Source organism: Tolypothrix sp. FACHB-123 (assembly GCF_014697075.1).
Classification (GTDB): Bacteria; Cyanobacteriota; Cyanobacteriia; order Cyanobacteriales; family Nostocaceae; genus Aulosira.
In genome coordinates this window covers 75,036-92,713 of the sequence record NZ_JACJRE010000028.1, presented here as the reverse complement: position 1 = coordinate 92,713, position 17,678 = coordinate 75,036, and the positions used below count along the sequence as shown (strand labels likewise).

At 41.6% G+C, this 17,678-nt stretch carries 11 protein-coding genes; 5 read left to right on the top strand and 6 right to left on the bottom strand.

The genetic code is table 11. The features are described 5' to 3' along the window. Nucleotides 1-53: 53 nt before the first annotated feature. From H6G41_RS18980 to H6G41_RS18970, 3 genes are all read right to left on the bottom strand, one after another. Nucleotides 54-1,403 (bottom strand): glutamine synthetase family protein, encoded by a 1,350-nt coding sequence (locus H6G41_RS18980; protein ID WP_190747737.1) that lies wholly within the window; start codon nt 1,401-1,403, stop codon nt 54-56. A gap of 428 nt (nt 1,404-1,831) precedes the next feature. Beyond that, entirely contained in the window at nt 1,832-3,073 is a 1,242-nt protein-coding gene (argJ, locus tag H6G41_RS18975) for a bifunctional ornithine acetyltransferase/N-acetylglutamate synthase (RefSeq protein WP_190747736.1), read from the bottom strand. A gap of 209 nt (nt 3,074-3,282) precedes the next feature. Continuing rightward, nucleotides 3,283-4,986, bottom strand: coding sequence for a TrkA family potassium uptake protein (locus tag H6G41_RS18970; protein ID WP_190747735.1), 1,704 nt, complete (start codon nt 4,984-4,986; stop codon nt 3,283-3,285). Between the two features lie 600 nt (nt 4,987-5,586). Between H6G41_RS18970 and H6G41_RS18965 the strand changes: the two genes are divergently transcribed. The 4 genes from H6G41_RS18965 to H6G41_RS18950 all read left to right on the top strand — a co-directional run bounded on the left by H6G41_RS18965 (nt 5,587) and on the right by H6G41_RS18950 (nt 8,021). Next, nucleotides 5,587-6,081, top strand: a complete 495-nt coding sequence (locus H6G41_RS18965) for a hypothetical protein (RefSeq protein ID WP_190747734.1) — start codon at nt 5,587-5,589, stop codon at nt 6,079-6,081. A gap of 441 nt (nt 6,082-6,522) precedes the next feature. Beyond that, a complete protein-coding gene (locus tag H6G41_RS18960) occupies nt 6,523-7,173 on the top strand; it encodes a transaldolase family protein (RefSeq protein WP_190747733.1) in 651 nt (216 codons plus the stop codon). Nucleotides 7,174-7,362: 189 nt separating this feature from the next. Next, a complete protein-coding gene (locus H6G41_RS18955; protein ID WP_190747732.1) occupies nt 7,363-7,566 on the top strand; it encodes a DUF104 domain-containing protein in 204 nt (67 codons plus the stop codon). Nucleotides 7,567-7,595: 29 nt separating this feature from the next. After that, the gene (locus tag H6G41_RS18950; RefSeq protein WP_190747731.1) at nt 7,596-8,021 is read left to right on the top strand and encodes a type II toxin-antitoxin system VapC family toxin; all 426 of its coding nucleotides are present in this window, start codon (nt 7,596-7,598) and stop codon (nt 8,019-8,021) included. A gap of 68 nt (nt 8,022-8,089) precedes the next feature. Here H6G41_RS18950 and H6G41_RS18945 read toward each other — a convergent pair whose 3' ends face one another. The 3 genes from H6G41_RS18945 to H6G41_RS18935 all read right to left on the bottom strand — a co-directional run bounded on the left by H6G41_RS18945 (nt 8,090) and on the right by H6G41_RS18935 (nt 14,582). Then, nucleotides 8,090-8,872 carry an ABC transporter permease gene (locus tag H6G41_RS18945; RefSeq protein WP_190747730.1) on the bottom strand — a complete coding sequence of 261 codons (783 nt, stop codon included), beginning with the start codon at nt 8,870-8,872 and terminating at the stop codon, nt 8,090-8,092. A 141-nt stretch (nt 8,873-9,013) separates the two neighbouring features. Continuing rightward, nucleotides 9,014-10,306 (bottom strand): condensation domain-containing protein, encoded by a 1,293-nt coding sequence (locus H6G41_RS18940; RefSeq protein ID WP_190747729.1) that lies wholly within the window; start codon nt 10,304-10,306, stop codon nt 9,014-9,016. 220 nt (nt 10,307-10,526) lie between these two features. Continuing rightward, nucleotides 10,527-14,582: a BTAD domain-containing putative transcriptional regulator gene (locus H6G41_RS18935; protein WP_190747728.1), complete on the bottom strand. Its 4,056-nt coding sequence runs from the start codon at nt 14,580-14,582 to the stop codon at nt 10,527-10,529. A 186-nt stretch (nt 14,583-14,768) separates the two neighbouring features. Here H6G41_RS18935 and H6G41_RS18930 point away from each other — a divergent pair, with 186 nt between their 5' ends. Then, nucleotides 14,769-17,567, top strand: a complete 2,799-nt coding sequence (locus H6G41_RS18930) for a CHAT domain-containing tetratricopeptide repeat protein (protein WP_190747727.1) — start codon at nt 14,769-14,771, stop codon at nt 17,565-17,567. Nucleotides 17,568-17,678: the final 111 nt, after the last annotated feature.

Genomic DNA, 17,678 nt, shown 5'->3' with positions numbered 1-17,678 from the left:
TTAAAATCTAAAATTCCGTCAACCGTCAACCATCAACCATCAACCATCAACCATCAATATCTTTCTAATAACAGCTTGACTTCTGCTTCTAATTCCCAATCTTTCATTGCTAGCCATTCAGCTTGACGAACTGCGAGAAAAGCTTGTGATAGCTGGGGATTTAAGGCATTTAATAATACATGATTGTCTTGCAAACGAGCGATCGCATCTCCTAAATTTGTCGGTAAGGGATCGATAAGATTGGCTGTCCGTTGTTCAATAGACAAGTTTCCTGGATCTTCTGTCACTGGGTTTGGCGGTTCTAAACCTCGTTGTACGCCATCTAATCCCGCCGCAATCACTGCACCTAAGGCTAAGAAAGGATTAGCTGATGCGTCTACAGTTTTCACTTCAAAATGGCTCGAACTACCCAAACCCGGATCGCTAGGAACTCTCACAGCTGCTTCGCGGTTATCTAATCCCCAACAACGGAAAGCGCCACTCCAAGTATGAGGACGGATGCGGCGGTATGAGTTAACACTAGGAGTAGTTAATGCCATTAGTGCTGGTAAATGCTCTAGAATACCAGCACTAAACGCTCTACCTATCTGGGAAACACCGCAGACACCTTGAGTATCAGGTAGCAGATTTTTCCCGTCATGCCACAAGCTGAGGTGGATGTGACAACCGCTACTTGCAGCATCAGCGAAGATTTTTGGTAAAAAAGAAGCTGTGAGATGATGTTGACGCGCGATCGCTCTGACAGTTTCCCGAAAAGCAATTTGTCGGTTAGCCGCTTCTAAAGCATCAGTGTAGCGTACAGAAATTTCTTGTTGACCGGGGCCTGATTCTGGGTAATATTGCTCTACGGGAATTCCCTGAGCAATTAAGGCATCAGCTATACCATCAATCACTTCTCGATTGATATCCATTGATTGCGTCGCTGCAAATACAGTAGAGTCTGTCGGCGCAATTCCTGTATCTGTATGCTTTAACAGATAAAATTCGTTTTCAAAAGCTGCTTGAATTTCCAAACCTTGATTTTTCGCCGCATTAATCATTTGGATAAGGAAATTTCGCGGACAAAAAGCCCAAGGTTGTCCATCAAGGATCATATTTCCTAAAACGCGGGCATGACCAGGAGCGTAAGGTAAAGGCGTGAGACTAGCCCAATCAGGTACTAAGCGAATTTCCCCCACTGGAGCCACACCACTATCAGGTGCGATCGCATCATACATCACAGGTATGCCTTGTTCTCCAGCAGATATGCCCACACCATGCTCAAAATAGTGTGACAACATCTCAACATGAACAGCCTTGCCGCGAATAATATTGGCATTATCACACCACAGAATCCGGACAAACTTTACACCAGCTTCCTGAAGGGATTTCTTAATCTTTTTAAATCTATATTGTCCACTCATAAATAGCCATCATAAACTGCGTACACCAGAACACATGAAAAATTGATTAATCCCCTTTGCTCCCTGCTCCCCTGCTTTTTCAAGTTAGTCAATCATGGGAAAAACCCACAACCAAACATGAAAACCTGTCTTTCCCATGCCCAATGCCCCATTGGTGTCAACTTAAGCTAAAAGCTATATACGGCGCGTATTGTACAAAAACCCTCGCCCTCATCCCCTCACCCCTTCTCCCCCAGGAGAAGGGGAATTAAATCTCTTGCTCCCCTCTCCCGGTGGGAGAGGGGTTGGGGGTGAGGGCAAAAACCTTGCTACAAAGCGGATTTCGCGTTAAGTTGACACCCATGCCCCATGCCCAATGCCCACCAAAACCCGGATATGGTGGGCATCGCCCCTAAAATCTGTGGCGTTCTTTTTTCAAATTGGTATAATTACGTCGTATATTCGGCGTTAATCTTCACATAGTCATAGCTTAAATCGCAACCCCAAGCTTTACCTGTACCTTGACCATTGCCAACGCTCACAGAAATTAAAACAGTATCTTCTTTGAGATAAGCACCTGTCGAGGCTTGTTTTAAATAGGCGCTGGCGGCTGCACGATCAAATGTTAGAGGTTGACCATTTTCTAATAATAAGAAATTGCCTAATTTGATTTGCAGATTTTCTTGTTCAAAGGGTACACCTGCGCGTCCGGCGGCGGCGGCGATGCGTCCCCAGTTGGGATCGCGGCCAAAGATTGCCGATTTAACTAGGGATGAACCGGCGATGGTTTTGGCTATTTGACGGGCAGAAATTTCATCATGTGCGCCAGTAACTTGGACTTCAATTAAGCAAGTTGCACCTTCACCATCACGGGCGATCGCTTTTGCTAAATGCTGACACACTGCTGTTAACATGGCCTCTAGTTTCTCCGCTTCTGCACCCATTTCTGTAATCGCTGGGGTGCGAGATTGACCATTAGCTAAGGCAATTAAGCTGTCATTGGTGCTGGTATCACCATCAACTGTAATCGAATTAAAACTTCTATCGGCAGCGCGACTTAACATTTGCTGCCATAAACTTGGTGACACCGCCGCATCACAGGTAACAAATGCCAACATCGTCGCCATATTCGGATGAATCATCCCCGAACCTTTGGCAATTCCGCCAATCCGCACCGGGCGATCGCCTATAGTGGTTTCTAAAGCGATAGATTTTGGGACTAAATCTGTAGTAATAATTGCGCCGGCGGCTGCATCGGAACCTGTTTCCGAAAGCGCCGCAACTAATGAAGGAATTCCCGCTTTGAGTGCATCCATCTTGATCCGCTGACCAATTACCCCAGTAGAAGCTAATAACACCGATTCGCTAGGGATATTTAAAGCTTGCGCTACTGCCATAGCTGATTCTATAGCATCAAACCAACCTTGAGTACCTGTAGCGGCATTTGCTTGTCCCGCATTACAAAGAATCGCGCGGGCATTATGCTTAGCTTGCAAACGTTGACGACAATAATCTACACAGGCGGCTTTAACTTGACTGGTAGTAAACACACCAGCTGCGATCGCTTCTACATCAGATACTATTAAAGCTAAATCGGGTAATCCCGAAGGCTTTAAACCTGCGGTAATTCCTGCGGCCCGATAACCCCTTGGTGCTGTGATCCCACCAGTAATCTCCTGCCAGTCTGCCATGATTATTCTCTCACAACTGTATAGTGGCTCGACTGGCGATTATACCAAGAGTTAGTGGGCATTGGGCATTGGGCATTGGGCATGGGGCATAGAAACAATTTTGGATTTTGGATTTTGGATTTTAGATTGGAATCCAAAAGACGCTCGCGGACTCGCTAACGCTACGCTAACGCAAATCTAAAATCTAAAATTCCTTGTCCCCCTGCCTCCTACTCCCTAGTCCCTGTCACCATAACTTGCGATCGCTCGTCGCGCCATAATTGATATAACCGATTGGCTGGCATGGTCAAATATAAAATGTCTCCTGGACATAGTTGAGCATCTAATAATTCCCAACCATGCAGGGTTTTATGTGTGGTTTCCACATACAAGGGTACAAAGTCTGCTGACATGGCGACATCTTTTACCAATTCGCCGCAAAAGGGATGTACTTGGGTAATCATCGTGGCAAAGGCTACCCAAAGACTATCAGCAGTGATGCCATTACCAAGGATACGTCCGCCTAGTGCGGCGGCGGCGAAAGCTGGGGCGGCTAATTCTGCGGGACTGAGTACGGCCTCGAAATCAAATACTTGTTGTGCCATACCCGCAAAATCAGGGTCGGCATAATGGACAATTACGGGAATGCTGGGTGATAATCCTTTGGCTTTCAGGGCAATTTCTAAGTTAATGGCATCATTACTAGTAACAGCTAGCACTGCGGCGGCATTGTTAATATTACTCGATTGCAAGATGGCGCGGAAGCTGGCGTCACCTTGAATTACAGGTATGCCAAGTCCGCGAGTGGTGTTGACAAATCTATTGTTACTATCTGTCTCAATAACTACCACCTCATGGCCGCTAGCGTGGAGTTCTTGCACAATTCTCACGCCAATGCCACTCAAGCCGCAAACTATGTAATGATGACGCTGGGGTATCCTAGCTGCATCCCAAAATTGCTTGAAGCGATTTCCCAGAACAAAATCGGTAAGCATCGCATACCAAATACCAATCACCCCTGCACCAACTAGCATCATCACAACCGTAAAGATTTTGATACTATTGGGAGCAAATTCGACTACTTTATCATTGCCGCCGGCTCCGGTAATCATGCCAACGGCAAAATATAAAGCATCAACAAAGGAGATATTTAAATTAGCAGAAACATAGGTAAGTGAGGCGAGAAAAATAACTACTAATAGCACCGCCGCCATGACTAAAACTGATTGGGCGTGTTTTTGAAATTGCTTCAAACTAGTACAAACTTTGAGCAATTTTCTTACCCATGATTTGCGCGTAGAACGAACGCGGGGTTGGATACCGACAATAATGCGATCACCTACTTTTAATTCTTGGTCTGAAAGTAAAGCAGATACCAAATTCATTTTACCTTTGACAGGTAAATAATAAATCAGCATCCGCGATCGCTCTTCCCATAATTCACTGAGTTTATGACCGAGCCAAGGATGGTTTTCATCAATATATTCTTCTTGAATCGGCCAAGTTTGTTGAAATAACTTAATTTGACCAATTGCTTGATTACCCAGTGCGGCGAAGGTAAACACCGGTGCAGCTAAACCTACCACACTCATACTCAAGTGATTTGGCAAAGTCTGATCGAGACGTTCCGCCAAACTTGTATTATAAAAACGATTAATAATCCGAATGTGGGGATTTAACACCCGCGCTTGCAACATAATTGCTAAATTACGCGCATCATCGGAAGTAGCAATCACTAAAGTATGTGCTTGCTCAATTCCCGCCGCTGTCAGCGTAGCAGCGGTATGTAAATCGCCAATGATTACATCTGGAGCGGATTCACCAGGGATAGGTTTGTGATGAATACCAACGACAAATGCACCCTGCTGTCTTAGCAGTCGAAAGACTTTATAGCCAGTACGTCCTAAGCCACAAACAATAATACGAGGTTTCATGAAATCGCAGCATTATGGAATAAGGGGCTGCATTTGGAAATATCAATTAATATTGTTGCCCACTTCCTTTGCTAAGAACTGTAACTGACAACACGGTAATTAATTCAAAAGTCAAAACTTGTGCTGAAGCTCGTGAAGTATTCAAAATTCAAAATTAATGATTTTGGAAATACAAGTAGAGTGAATAATACCTAGCATCTAAAGATTTTTTTGAGTATTGCCTATTTTACAGATGCCGATATTTTTTGAAAAATCAATTTGTATTGCTATAGATTGAGGAAATATTTTATTTGATGAGCTATGGTACAACACATTTCCTTTAAGCATTAATTCCTTCTCTTTCTTCTCTTTCTTCTCTTGGCGTCTTCTCTGTGAGACGCTGCGCGTTGGCGGAAGCCTCTCCCAGAGAAGGCGGTTAATTAAAATAATTACTACAAATACAGCGTTTTATCTTAAACATTGATGGTGCGTTGCGCTACGCGACAACACACCCTACTAGTTACTGATATGTCAATCGGATATCTTACCTAAATTGGCACTTTGTCCCCATCGGAACAGTCAATATTATTTAGATAGCTTAAATCTAAAAAACTTAATTTTATGAAAAATTTAGCAAAGTTAGCTACTCTTGGGGTAATTATCTCGCCCTTAATAGCAGCAGGAATAATTTCAACTACAGCAAAAGCACAGCAAGAATCACCTCCCGGCCCCCTTGCTGCACCCAATGTGCCATTAAATATACAACGTAGCGCTGGCAATTGTCCCAAAACCGTTGGCTTGTGGTGGTTTGTCTTGCCTTATGAAGGTGGAGCAGAACACACAGTAGTTGCAGATACCAGAGCATTTGCAGACTCTACTAAGTTAGTATCATCAACTAAGCAGTATGTAGAATTTGTTTCACCGTTACGCAGTGATTATGCTTCTTGCGTTGGTAAAACCCAAGGTCAAGAATATAACTTTTACAGCGTGCAATTTAAGAACAAACAAGCCTACTTTCGTGTAGATTTGCGCAAAATTAATGCACCTGCGAAGGAAGTTACCTATAAAACTGTAACAGCTTCTCGTCCTTATGTGCGCTGGGCGATCGCAGACTAAGACAATCTCCGCATTAGGTTTATGACTTTTGTCATGGTTGATTCATGACTTTTGTCTATAGGATTCTTTGATGAAAACAGTTTTAATTACTCATGTAAGGGCTAAGAACGGCTACTACCTAATAATGGGTCAGGACATTAAAAAGTAGTAGCTGTTAATCCCTTGGTTAAAGCTAGTTTACTCCTCATCGCCGATATAGTTGCCATACTCACACCTATATCAGCAGAATCAACAATCATTTCTCATTGATTTTCTCTAGGAGCTGCGTGTGTAGCTTCTTTTTTCTTTTGGGCATTGGGCATTAGGCATTGGGCATGGGGAAGAGAGATTTTGTGATGACTGCATAGGGAAAATCTTGATGCATCTGGCGGTTTTGTGACAGAGGTAACCGGCAAATTTCTTGTAAAATGACAGCGACACAACCTTTCACAGGAGATACAAGTGAGTATTTATCTCGATTCGGCAATTGTCGCTGAAGCTCAAGCTGCGAAGGAATTAGGCTGGGTAAAAGGTATCACAACTAACCCTACTCTGTTAGCGAAAAGCGATTTACCAGTAGAGACTACGCTGAAACGATTGACACAATTGACTACAGGCCCGGTATTTTATCAGCTAATGTCTTCAGATTTTGATGAAATGTTAGCTGAAGGGCGAGCAGCTTTTGAGATTATTGGTAAGCAAACTGTACTCAAAATTCCCGCATCTATGGTAGGGTTTCAAGTAGTTGCAGCATTATTCGGAGAAATTTCCTGTGCAGTCACAGGAATATATAGTGCTTCCCAAGCAGCAGTGGCTAAAGAAGCGGGTGCAAAATATGCGATCGCTTATGTGAATCGAGCTACTAAACTCTTAGGTGATGGCATTGCTTTATTACAGCAAATGTCTAGCGTAGTCGCTGGTAGCAATACAGAAATTATGGCAGCTAGCATTAAATCACCTGAAGAAGCAGTAGCATCTCTCCAAGCAGGCGCACAACATCTCACCTTACCTTTAACTATGTTGCAAGCCATGACTACCCATGAACTCTCACTGCAAACCATTGATGAGTTTAACAAAAATGGTCGTGGTCTTTGGGTATCTTGTCATTTATGAATTGGTCAGTTGTCAGTTGTCAGTTGTCAGTTGTTAGTAGGGGCGGGTTTATTAAGATCATCATTGCTCGGCGAAGATATCCGTGAACCCGCCCGTACAGTTGTCAGTTGTCAGCGATGCACTGAGAGCTACAAGAAGTGTTGTCAGTTGTCTCCTTGTTCTCCTAGCCCCTAGCCCCTAGCTAAAACAATGTCACAAAAAATCACAGCCGTATTTGATGGTAAAGTGTTCTATCCGACAGAACCCTTAGCTTTACCAGCTAATACGCGTGTGCGGTTGAGTATTGAGGTTTTACCGCCACAGAAGCAAGAAAGTGTATCTTTTTTAGCCACTGCGCGATCGCTTCAACTTTCAGGGCCAGCTGATTGGTCTACCAAAATTGATAAATATTAGTAAGATTAGTAAGTTTTAGCATCTACAGCATGAGGTCAGAAGTTTTTTTAGATACAACATTTGCGATCGCCTTATCTACGCCACAAGATAACTTGCATCGGCGTGCTGTTCAATTGTCTCAACTTTTAGAAACAGCGGGCACGCGCTTAGTGACAACTCAAGCCATATTGTTAGAAATTGGCAATATTTTATCTAAACAACCATTACGTCAAGGGGCAGTGATGTTATTAAATGCCCTCACAGCCGACTCTAAGGTAGAAATTGTCCCTTTATCTCAGGAACTTTTTGAAAAAGCTTTTCAGCTATACTGCGATCGCTCCGAGAAAGAATGGAAATTTATTGATTGCGTATCTTTTATAGTGATGCAATATAGTGGCATTACAGAAGCTTTAACTGCCAATGAACATTTTCAGCAAGCAGGCTTTCGGGCTTTACTGCGCGAAGAACAAAATTAAATAAACATTCAACAGTCAACAGTCAACCGTCAACAGTCAACAGTCAACCATCAACTTACCTGTAGTCTCTAACTCGAAGCACTAGTATAAAAACGCAAGGCAAATCGCCAAAACCAAGCGGAAAGAAAAAATAACGCCAATGCTAAGACAACTGCACCTGCTACCCAGGTAATCTGTCCTCTACCTAGCATGGCTTCCGCTGGAACTGTTGTTAAAAAAGCTACTGGCACGACGAAAGTAAAGAAAAAACGATAAGCCGCAGGATAAGCGGCGATTGGATATCTTCCTGCTTCTAATAAACCCCGTAGCACTTCGGTAACGTTGTATATTTTCACAAACCAGATGCTAGTCGCACCTAGAATAAACCACAGGCTATAAAGAATTACTAAACCCAATAATAAGGGTAATGCACTGACTAAATAGTTATTGATACTCAAGCCGAGACGTTTACCCGCATAGCCAATAATCGCGCTACCAAAAATTAAATCGGGTAGTCCCCAAGGTGACAGGGTGTGAGTCGAAAGCCAAAATTGACTGCGGATAGGTTTGAGTAGAACAAAGTCTAAAGTACCTTCTTGGACGTGGCGAACAATACTATTTAAATTGGGTGCGAGGAAGGTAGAAGAAAAACCTTGTAGCAGCGTAAAAATGCCTAGCACAACTAAAGCTGCATCCCATGACCAACCAGCAAAATTATAGCCAGTGCGGTAAAACAAAAATAATCCAAACAGGCTACCTATCAAATTACCCAAGCTGGTGATGGTAGCAACAATAAAGTTAACACGATATTCCATTTCAGCTGCGATCGCAGTACTCCAAAATAGCCTCAGCACTCTTAGATATCTCTGCATTTTCCACCTTTCACCGCAATATCAATCGGAATTTTATCTATAATTGTCTCTAATAAATTAGAATATCCCCGATTTTTTAAAGAAGTCGGGGATATTACTTTGGGGCATGGCAGTGCCAGTGCCCCTACAATCAACGATAATCTAGACTAAATACTCTTGTTTTAATGCTTGGGCTTGCTTAAGTTGTTGCATTGCTGCTTGCTGAATTTGGGTGGCTTTGGCTGATGATGTTTCTGGTTGTAAATAAACATAGGTAAAAAACATTTTATCTCCTAAAGTTGCTACTCCTATTTGCGGTGCGTTATTCATGTATGTTGAGACAGCGGGGCCGTAAATTGCTTGGAGATGGAGATTACCAAACTGTTGGGGAATATTTAACCGTCCAAGATTGGAAACAAAAACATCATAACCATAAGCATCTGTAAAGCCTTGCTTAACTTGAGAAGGGGTTGGATTTGTAGTTAAAAAAGCTTGTCTTGGGGCGATTGTTTCTGCTACTTTTTCTAGTGTCATCTGCTGATGAATTTGGGATTTAAGCGATCGCGCTATATCCCAAAGGGTTAAATCTGGGGTAATGCTATTACTGGCCATCCCTACAGAAGCATAATAACCATAATCTTCTGCAATTAATGGTGCTAGGTAATCTCTGATATTAATTGGCGATAAACATTTGAGTTCAAACTGCTTACCGCTATCTTCAGAAACCGCCAATAAAAATGCAGCACAAATAGCCCCATGAACAGTTGTTTGTTCTTGGCGACAGCGAGAAATTAATGCAGTAGTTTCTGCTGGTGATAGTGACCAAGTAAGTAGAGAAACACGATAATTATCGGAAATTCTATTTATCTCTACACTTGTAGAATCATAGATATGTGATGCCCAATTATCAGGATTAATGTTTTCTGGATTGGCTAAATTAGAGAAATTACCAAATTTCTCAGCAATTATTTCTTCCATACCCGAACGTAATGCTAAGATATTGCGATCGCTATCAGTAAGACCAACTGCTTGTAAGATATCTCGCAATAAATATACAGAAGATAAAGCATCACCAATTGAGTGATGAATCGTCACAATCAGTTCGGAAATTTCCGGAGAATGAACCAGAACTACGCGGATTAGGGGTGCTTGTCTCCAATCAAATGGTTGGGCAATTTCTTGTTCTACTTCTTTTTGCCAATGTTCTTCGCCTAAACGCTGGACAATTCGCAAAGGAATTTTCGCGCAATATTCTTGAAACCAAGGTTTTCCTGATGCATCAAGAACAATGCCTACTCTTAATAATGGATGCCTTTGCTGGACAAATTCAAGTGCTTGTTCTAATTGGTTCAGATTAATTTCTCCGGCGATTTGTGCAGTGATGGCAAAATTTAATAATGCTGCTTGGTCGTATAACCAAAAGCTGTGTTCTGTGGCGCTAAGAGGTCGTTGCATATATTAATAATCTCCAAATTAGTCATTGCTAGGACAGCAAGAATTAGGGCTGGTATTGACCAGCCAATGACAGGTATATTTACAAATAGAAATCATTTGTAATTTATTGAGAAAACAAAGTCTGAAAAAACTCAATTTCTTTGTTCTCTGGGTTTCATTTATTAAGATAATGAAGGAAGCGATCGCAAAACGTTCTCAAAACGATCCAAAAACGTCGTCATTAGGAAAATGCGATCGCACCGAGTAATTTTAAAGTGGCTATTTGGGCGTTGGTTAAGCCTGTGACACCTGTGATGTTCATGTTGGCATAAGGGCGATCGCACTGCAAGGTCTGCAAGTATTCACCTGTATTGACATCCCAAATTTTAATTGTCTCATCGGCGCTACCACTGGCAATCAAATGTCCGTCGGGACTGAAAGTAACACAACGGATTTGATTTGTATGTCCGCGTAAAATCGCCAAACATTCCCCAGATTCAATCTTCCACAGTCTGATGGTTTGGTCAGTACTGCAACTGACTAACTTACGATTATCTGGACTAAATTTAACTTGAAATATTTGATTGGTGTGTCCCTGCAAAGTTTGTATGCGATCGCCTGTGGCTACATCCCATAATTTAATAGTATGGTCAGTACTGCTACTAGCTAAAGTGCGACCGTCGGAACTAAAAACTACAGACCAAATCCAGTTTGTATGTCCCTGCAAAGTTTTTAAACACTCACCGTTACGGATATCCCAAATTTTAATTAATTTATCAAAACCGCCACTAGCTAAGGTTTTTCCATCAGGACTAAAAGCTACAGACCAAACCCAGCTTGTATGACCTTGTAATGTATTTATACATTTACCTTGGGAAATATCCCAAATTTTGATGGTGCTATCAAAACTGCAACTAGCAATAATGTCTCCTACCGGACTGAAAATAGATGATAATACCCAGCCTTGATGTCCCTGAAGAATTTTCAGACATTCACCTGTACTGATATCCCAAATTTTAATATTTTGTTCGGAACCGCTACTAACAAGCAGTTTACCATCGGGACTGAAAGATACTGATGTTGACCAATTGGTATCTTTTTGTAAGGTTTTCCTGCATTTTCCTGTGTTTGCATTCCAGAGATTGACGGAACCAGTGTTAGCACTAGCCAAGATTTTTCCATCATGACTAAAAGCCACTGACCAAACTTGCATGGCGTATCCGTGCAATGTTCGCAAAACTTGTTTGCTATTTAAATCCCATAGTTTCACAGTTTGGTCATCACTACCACTGGCTAAAATTTGCCCATCGGGACTAAAAGCCACAGACCACACCATGCTATAATGTCCGGTCAAGGTGCTGATGCATTTACCTTGATTAATATCCCATAGCTTAATAGTTTGGTCGTCGCTACCACTCGCTAGGGTTTGTCCATCAGGACTAAAAGTAACTGACCACACCATACTATGATGTCCGGTCAAGGTGCTGATGCATTTACCTTGAGAAATATCCCACAGCTTAATAGTTTGGTCATAGCTACCACTGGCGAGAATATTTCCATGAGGGGAAAAAGCTACTGTCCAAATTTGGCTGGTGTGTCCTTGTAAAATTTTTAAAGGTTTACCAGTAGAAACTTGCCAAAGTCTGATAGTTGACTCACTACTCCCACTAGCTAGGATTTCTCCATCGCTACTAAAAGCAATTGAGCGTACTTGATGATTATGGCCTAAAAACACTTGCAAACACTCACCTGTATTTGCATCCCATAATCTAATTGTAAAATCAACGCTACCGCTAGCGATCGCTCTACCATCTGGACTAAAGGCGACTGAAGAAACTATACCAGTATGTTCTGATAAAATCCGTCTGCATTCCCCTGTGCTAATATTCCACAGTCTTACTGTTCCGTCTTCGCTACCACTGACAATGGTTTTGCCATCTGGACTAAAGCCAAGCGACCAAATCCAGTTATCATGTCCTTTAAGAATTAAGTATGGTTGATCGCTATTAGCAATTTGCCATAAATAAATATCGCCTGTACCATCGCCTGTGGCTAAAATTTCGCCATTGGGACTGAAGGCTAAAGATGTAATTGCACCAAAACTGTGGGTGAAAGCAGATTTAGCAAAATCGCAATTAGCAAAGCTAACTTGATTTAAATCTAGTTTTGCAAGATAGGCGTGCCAAATTGTTAAATTAGAGAAATCATAGCTGGTTAAATCAAGTTGCAAATTACAGCAAAGATTGAGTAAATTTCCTCCACCATAACCAGATAATCTATTTTCTGGCTGTCGCAGTAACTCGGTAATTAGCTGAATTTGTTGATTGAGTGCTGATTTAGCTGAAAAATTTTTACTGATTTGTTCAGCAATTGGTTGTAAGATTAATCGCAGTTGACTTTCCCGCACATAGTCTTTAACTGTGGTTTTGATGATGGCGTAATTTAGGAAGAGTGAGAGTTTTGCTGTAATGATTTCATTGCATATCTGCTCAATTAATCTGTCAGTTACATATTCCATCACTACAGATTGTTGTGTATAGCTGCTCAATTTTTTTTCAATTAATGAGCGACCATTTAAATATTCTAAAGCTTCTAATAATCTGCCTGTAGAATTGGACGAAACAATATCTTCTTGTAATTGATTAATGGTAGTCCATTCGCGATTAATGGCTAACCAGTACATAATAGTTTGTTCTAAAGGTGAAAGTCGTTCAAATTGTTGTTCTAATAAGCGACGAATTCCGTTAAAAATCACTGTGTCGTGCTTTTGGAATTCACTAATATCACCATCAAATAATTCTTGAATAGAAGTGGCAACAATTTTCACCGCTAAAGGACTATTATCATAGCGATCGCATAATTTTTGCTTTTGGGTTGGCGAACCGACTAATCTTTTGGCTGCTAATAAAGCTTGTGCGGCTTCTTTGGAACCTGTTAACTTGAGCGATCGCACTTTTGACTCTAGACTTTCTAAAGTACCCACTTCCACAGGTTTCTCTCTACTAGTCAGCAGCAAGCAACTCTGGTGTACCGTTTCCCCAATTACATTAAATAGTTCGCCATATCGCTCATAACCTACACGATATTCTCCCGAACGATTTCCCGCCTGAAATAAAGTTTCGAGATTATCTAAAATTAATAAACAACGGTGGCGGCGAAGATAAACTAGTAATGTCGGTAAATCTGTTTTTGACTCTTGTTGACGGGAAAGAAACAACACCCAATCATTGATTAAAGTCTCAAATGGTGGCGCATTCCGCAAAGAACGCCAAATTACAAATTCAAAACCTGCTTCCCGATTTTCCACTAATTCTTGGGCAATTTTCACCGCTAACGCAGTTTTACCAATCCCACCCATTCCCAGCAGCGCAATTAGGCGAGATTTATCCTGAATCATCCATTCTTCCAGGGTTTTGCGTTCCGATTCACGCCCATAAAATACAGATACATCAATTGCTTCACCCCAATCGCAAGTAGGTGCGGGAGCAACTACATTTTCTCTGACTTCCTGGGTACTGAGCGTAGTCGAAGTACCCTGCTTCTCTGCTTCTTCAGCGCGCAGTAATTGTTCATACAACTGACGAGTATTCAGGCTGGGATCTATACCTAATTCTTCCCGTAAAATTGTCATACAGCGATGGTAAACGCGGAGTGCGGAAGTGCGATCGCCTAAAAGCGAATGTAACCGCATTAAACTTAGGTAGGCGATTTCGTGTAACGGCTCAATTTCCAGCAAACGTTGTGCATATTCAATTGCTAGCGGATAATTACCTTGGTTTTCTAACAACTGTATTAAAGCTTCGAGAGCGCAGATATATTTCTGGCGCAGTTGTTCGCGTAATAGTACAATCCACTCATCCTCAAAATCAGGTAGTAATTCTCCAGCGTATATACTTACTGCTTGTGTTAAATCTCCTATTAATTTTTCACGATCATTTCCTGCTTTAGCGGCTTCTGCTGTTGCTAATCCTTGTGTAAATTGCTCAACATCAAGTATAAATGGTGCATCAGACTGCCATTGTAGGGTTTTGGCATTAGCGAAAATAAAACTATCAGCATCGGGGAGTACCTGACGCAGCTGATGTAATTCCCGACGCAAATTAGTCCGGGCTTGAGTGTCGGTGGAATCTGGCCAAAGTTGAAAAGCCAAGCGCTGACGGCTTTGAGGTGTATGATGATGGAGTACGAGATAAGCCAGTAATGCTTGTAGGCGTTCTATTCTCACACCAGCCACAGGCTTACCCCCATAAGCAAGGGAAAATCCACCTAATAGCTTGATGTGCAAAGTTAAAGGCATATTCGCAGCCAAGGATTCCAGCCAAATACAATACATGGTAGGGGCATGGCACTGCCATGCCCTCTAGAATATTATTGATGTGCCGCAAACACTATTTAAATTGGTATGACAAATCTTCATCAAAACTGCATACCCTAAGCCATCACAGAAATATATGTTACTGACAGGATAACCCCAGTAACACCAATGAAGATACAGAAAATTGCACTGATTACTTTCATTACCTTACTCGCAACGATTGGACAAACACCAATCAACCGCAGCGCAATTGTGGGAATCACCCAAGCTTCAGCGCAAACCCCAGAGGCGCGGAAAGCGGAAGCTGAAAGGCTGATGAAACAAGGTATTCAGGAGTATCGAAAGCGTCAATTTCCAGCAGCTATACAATCTTGGCAACAAGCGCTAATTATTTACCAAGAAATCAAAGATCGTCAAGGTGAATATGAGGTACAAGGTAGTCTCGGTTTTGCTTACTATAACTTGAGAAACTACCCAAAAGTTATTGAGCACCACTCCTCAAGTTTAGCGATCGCCCGGGAAATTCAAAACAGTAAAGACGAAAGACTATTTCTAGATAGTCTCGGTTTTGCTTACTATGCTTTGGGAAACTATCCAAAAGCCATTGAGTACTACCAACAAAGTTTAGCGATCGCTCGTAAAAGCCAAGATCCTCAAAGTGAAGAAAACGCCTTAGGCGGTATTGGTCTTGCTTACTATTATTTGGGAGACTACCCAAAAGCCATAGAATACCACTCTTTAAGTTTAGCGATCGCCCGGAAACTAAAAGACCGTCAAAGCCAGGGAAAGTCTTTGGGTAATCTTGGTCTTGCTTACCATGCTTTGGGAGACTACAAAAAAGCTATTGATTACCAGCAGCAGAGATTAGCGATCGCTCGTGAAATTAAAGACTCTTTAGGTGAGGGACAGTCTTTGGGTAATCTCGGTCTTGCTTACCGTGCTTTGGGAGATTACCCCAAAGCCATTGAGTACCATCAGCAGAGTTTAGTAGTGTTTCAGAAAATCAAAGACTTGTTAGGGGAGGGAAGAGCGCTGGGTAATCTCGGAAGTATTTACCATGCTTTAGGGGACTACCCAAAAGCAATTGAGTACTATTCCTCAAGTTTAGTAATTCTCAGGAAAATCAAAAATCGTCAAGGTGAGGCACAATCTCTAGGTAATATTGGGAGCGTTTACTATGCTGTGGGAAATTATCCAAAAGCAATTGAGTACCATCAGCAGAGTTTAGTAGTTTTCCAAGCAATGAAAGATCGGTTAGGAGAAGGAAGGGCGCTGAGTAATCTTGGTCTTGCTTATGATGCTTTAGAAGAATACCCAAAATCCATTAATTATTATTCCTCAAGTTTAGCCATTTTCAAGGAAATCAAAAACCGTCCTGGCGAGGGTGCAGCGCTGGGTAGTCTCGGTAATGCTTACTATGCTTTGGGAGACTACAAAAAAGCTATTGACTACCAAAAGCAGAGTTTAGCAATCAAAAGGGCAATTAATGACCGTGCTGGCGAAGGAATTTCTTTAAACAATCTAGGAATTGCTTTCTATAAACAAGGTAATCTCAGCGACGCCGAGAAAGTCTTGTATGAAGGAATTAAAGTTTGGGAATCTCTGCGAGATAAAAAGTTAGCTGATACCAACAAAGTCTCTTTGTTTGATACCCAACGTATTACCTATATAGTTTTACAAAAAGTCCTCATCGCCCAAAATAAAACTGATGCAGCCTTAGAAATAGCTGAACGCGGTCGCGCTAGAGCGTTTGTTGAGTTGTTAGCATCTCGCCTATCTACTAATAATAAACAAACTGATAAATCGTCCTCTTCACCAACAATTGACCAAATTAAACAAATTGCTCAACAGCAAAATGCCACTCTCGTTCAATATTCTATTACTAGCGATCAATTCCTAGTCGCTGGTAAACAAAAATATAAAACATCAGATTTGTATATCTGGGTTATCAAACCAAATGGTGAAGTCACATTCCGTAAAGTTGACCTGAAATCTTTGTGGCAAAAAGATAATACAAGTTTAGAAGAATTAGTTACTCAAAGCCGTGTGGGAATTGGTGCTGGTAGAGGGCGCGGCGGTATTATCGCCCGTCAAAATCCTGATGCTGCAAACGTTAAAAAGCCATTACAAAAACTGTATGACATTTTAATTAAAGATATCGCTGATTTATTACCAAAAAACCCTGAAGATAGAGTTATTTTCATTCCCCAAGATTCTTTATTTCTCGCACCTTTCCCAGCTTTACTTGATGCAAAAGGTAAATATTTAATTGAAAAACATACTATTCTTACTGCCCCAGCAATTCAAGTATTAGATTTTACCCATCAATTAAAGCGAGGCAGACAAACTAATTATAATAATGCCTTGATTGTCGGTAATCCTATCATGCCTGTAGTATCTACAGAACCAGGTAAACCTGCAACAAAGTTAGATCCACTACCAGGGGCGGAACTTGAAGCCAAGACTATTGCCCAGATGTTAAAAACTCAGGCGATTCTAGGTAAAGATGCGACTAAAGCTAATATTTTGTCAAGGTTATCTTCAGCAGATGTAATTCATTTAGCTACTCACGGTTGGGCTGATGATTATCGCGGTTTGGGTAGTTGGATTGCTCTTGCGCCATCGAGCAATGATGATGGTTTACTCAAAGCTGAGGAAATTTTAGATTTAAAATTAAAAGCTCAGTTAGTTGTTCTCAGTGCTTGTGAAACTGGTAAAGGAAAACTTTCCGGTGATGGTGTAATTGGGTTATCGCGTTCTTTAATTTCCGCAGGCGTTCCCAGTGTGTTGGTTTCTTTATGGCAAGTACCGGATCAACCCACACAATATTTAATGGTGGAATTTTACAAGAGTTTGCAAACTCAACCAGATAAAGCGCTGGCTTTACGTCAGGCGATGTTGAATACGAAGGAAAAATTTCCCTCTGCTGGTGATTGGGCGGCGTTTACTTTGATTGGGGAAAGGTAGTTTGAATCCATACGGTTCAGTTCAGGATAAATTGTAGCGACTAGCTGATGACTAATGACAAATCTTCATCAAAACTGCATACCCTAAGCCATCACAGAAATATATGTTACT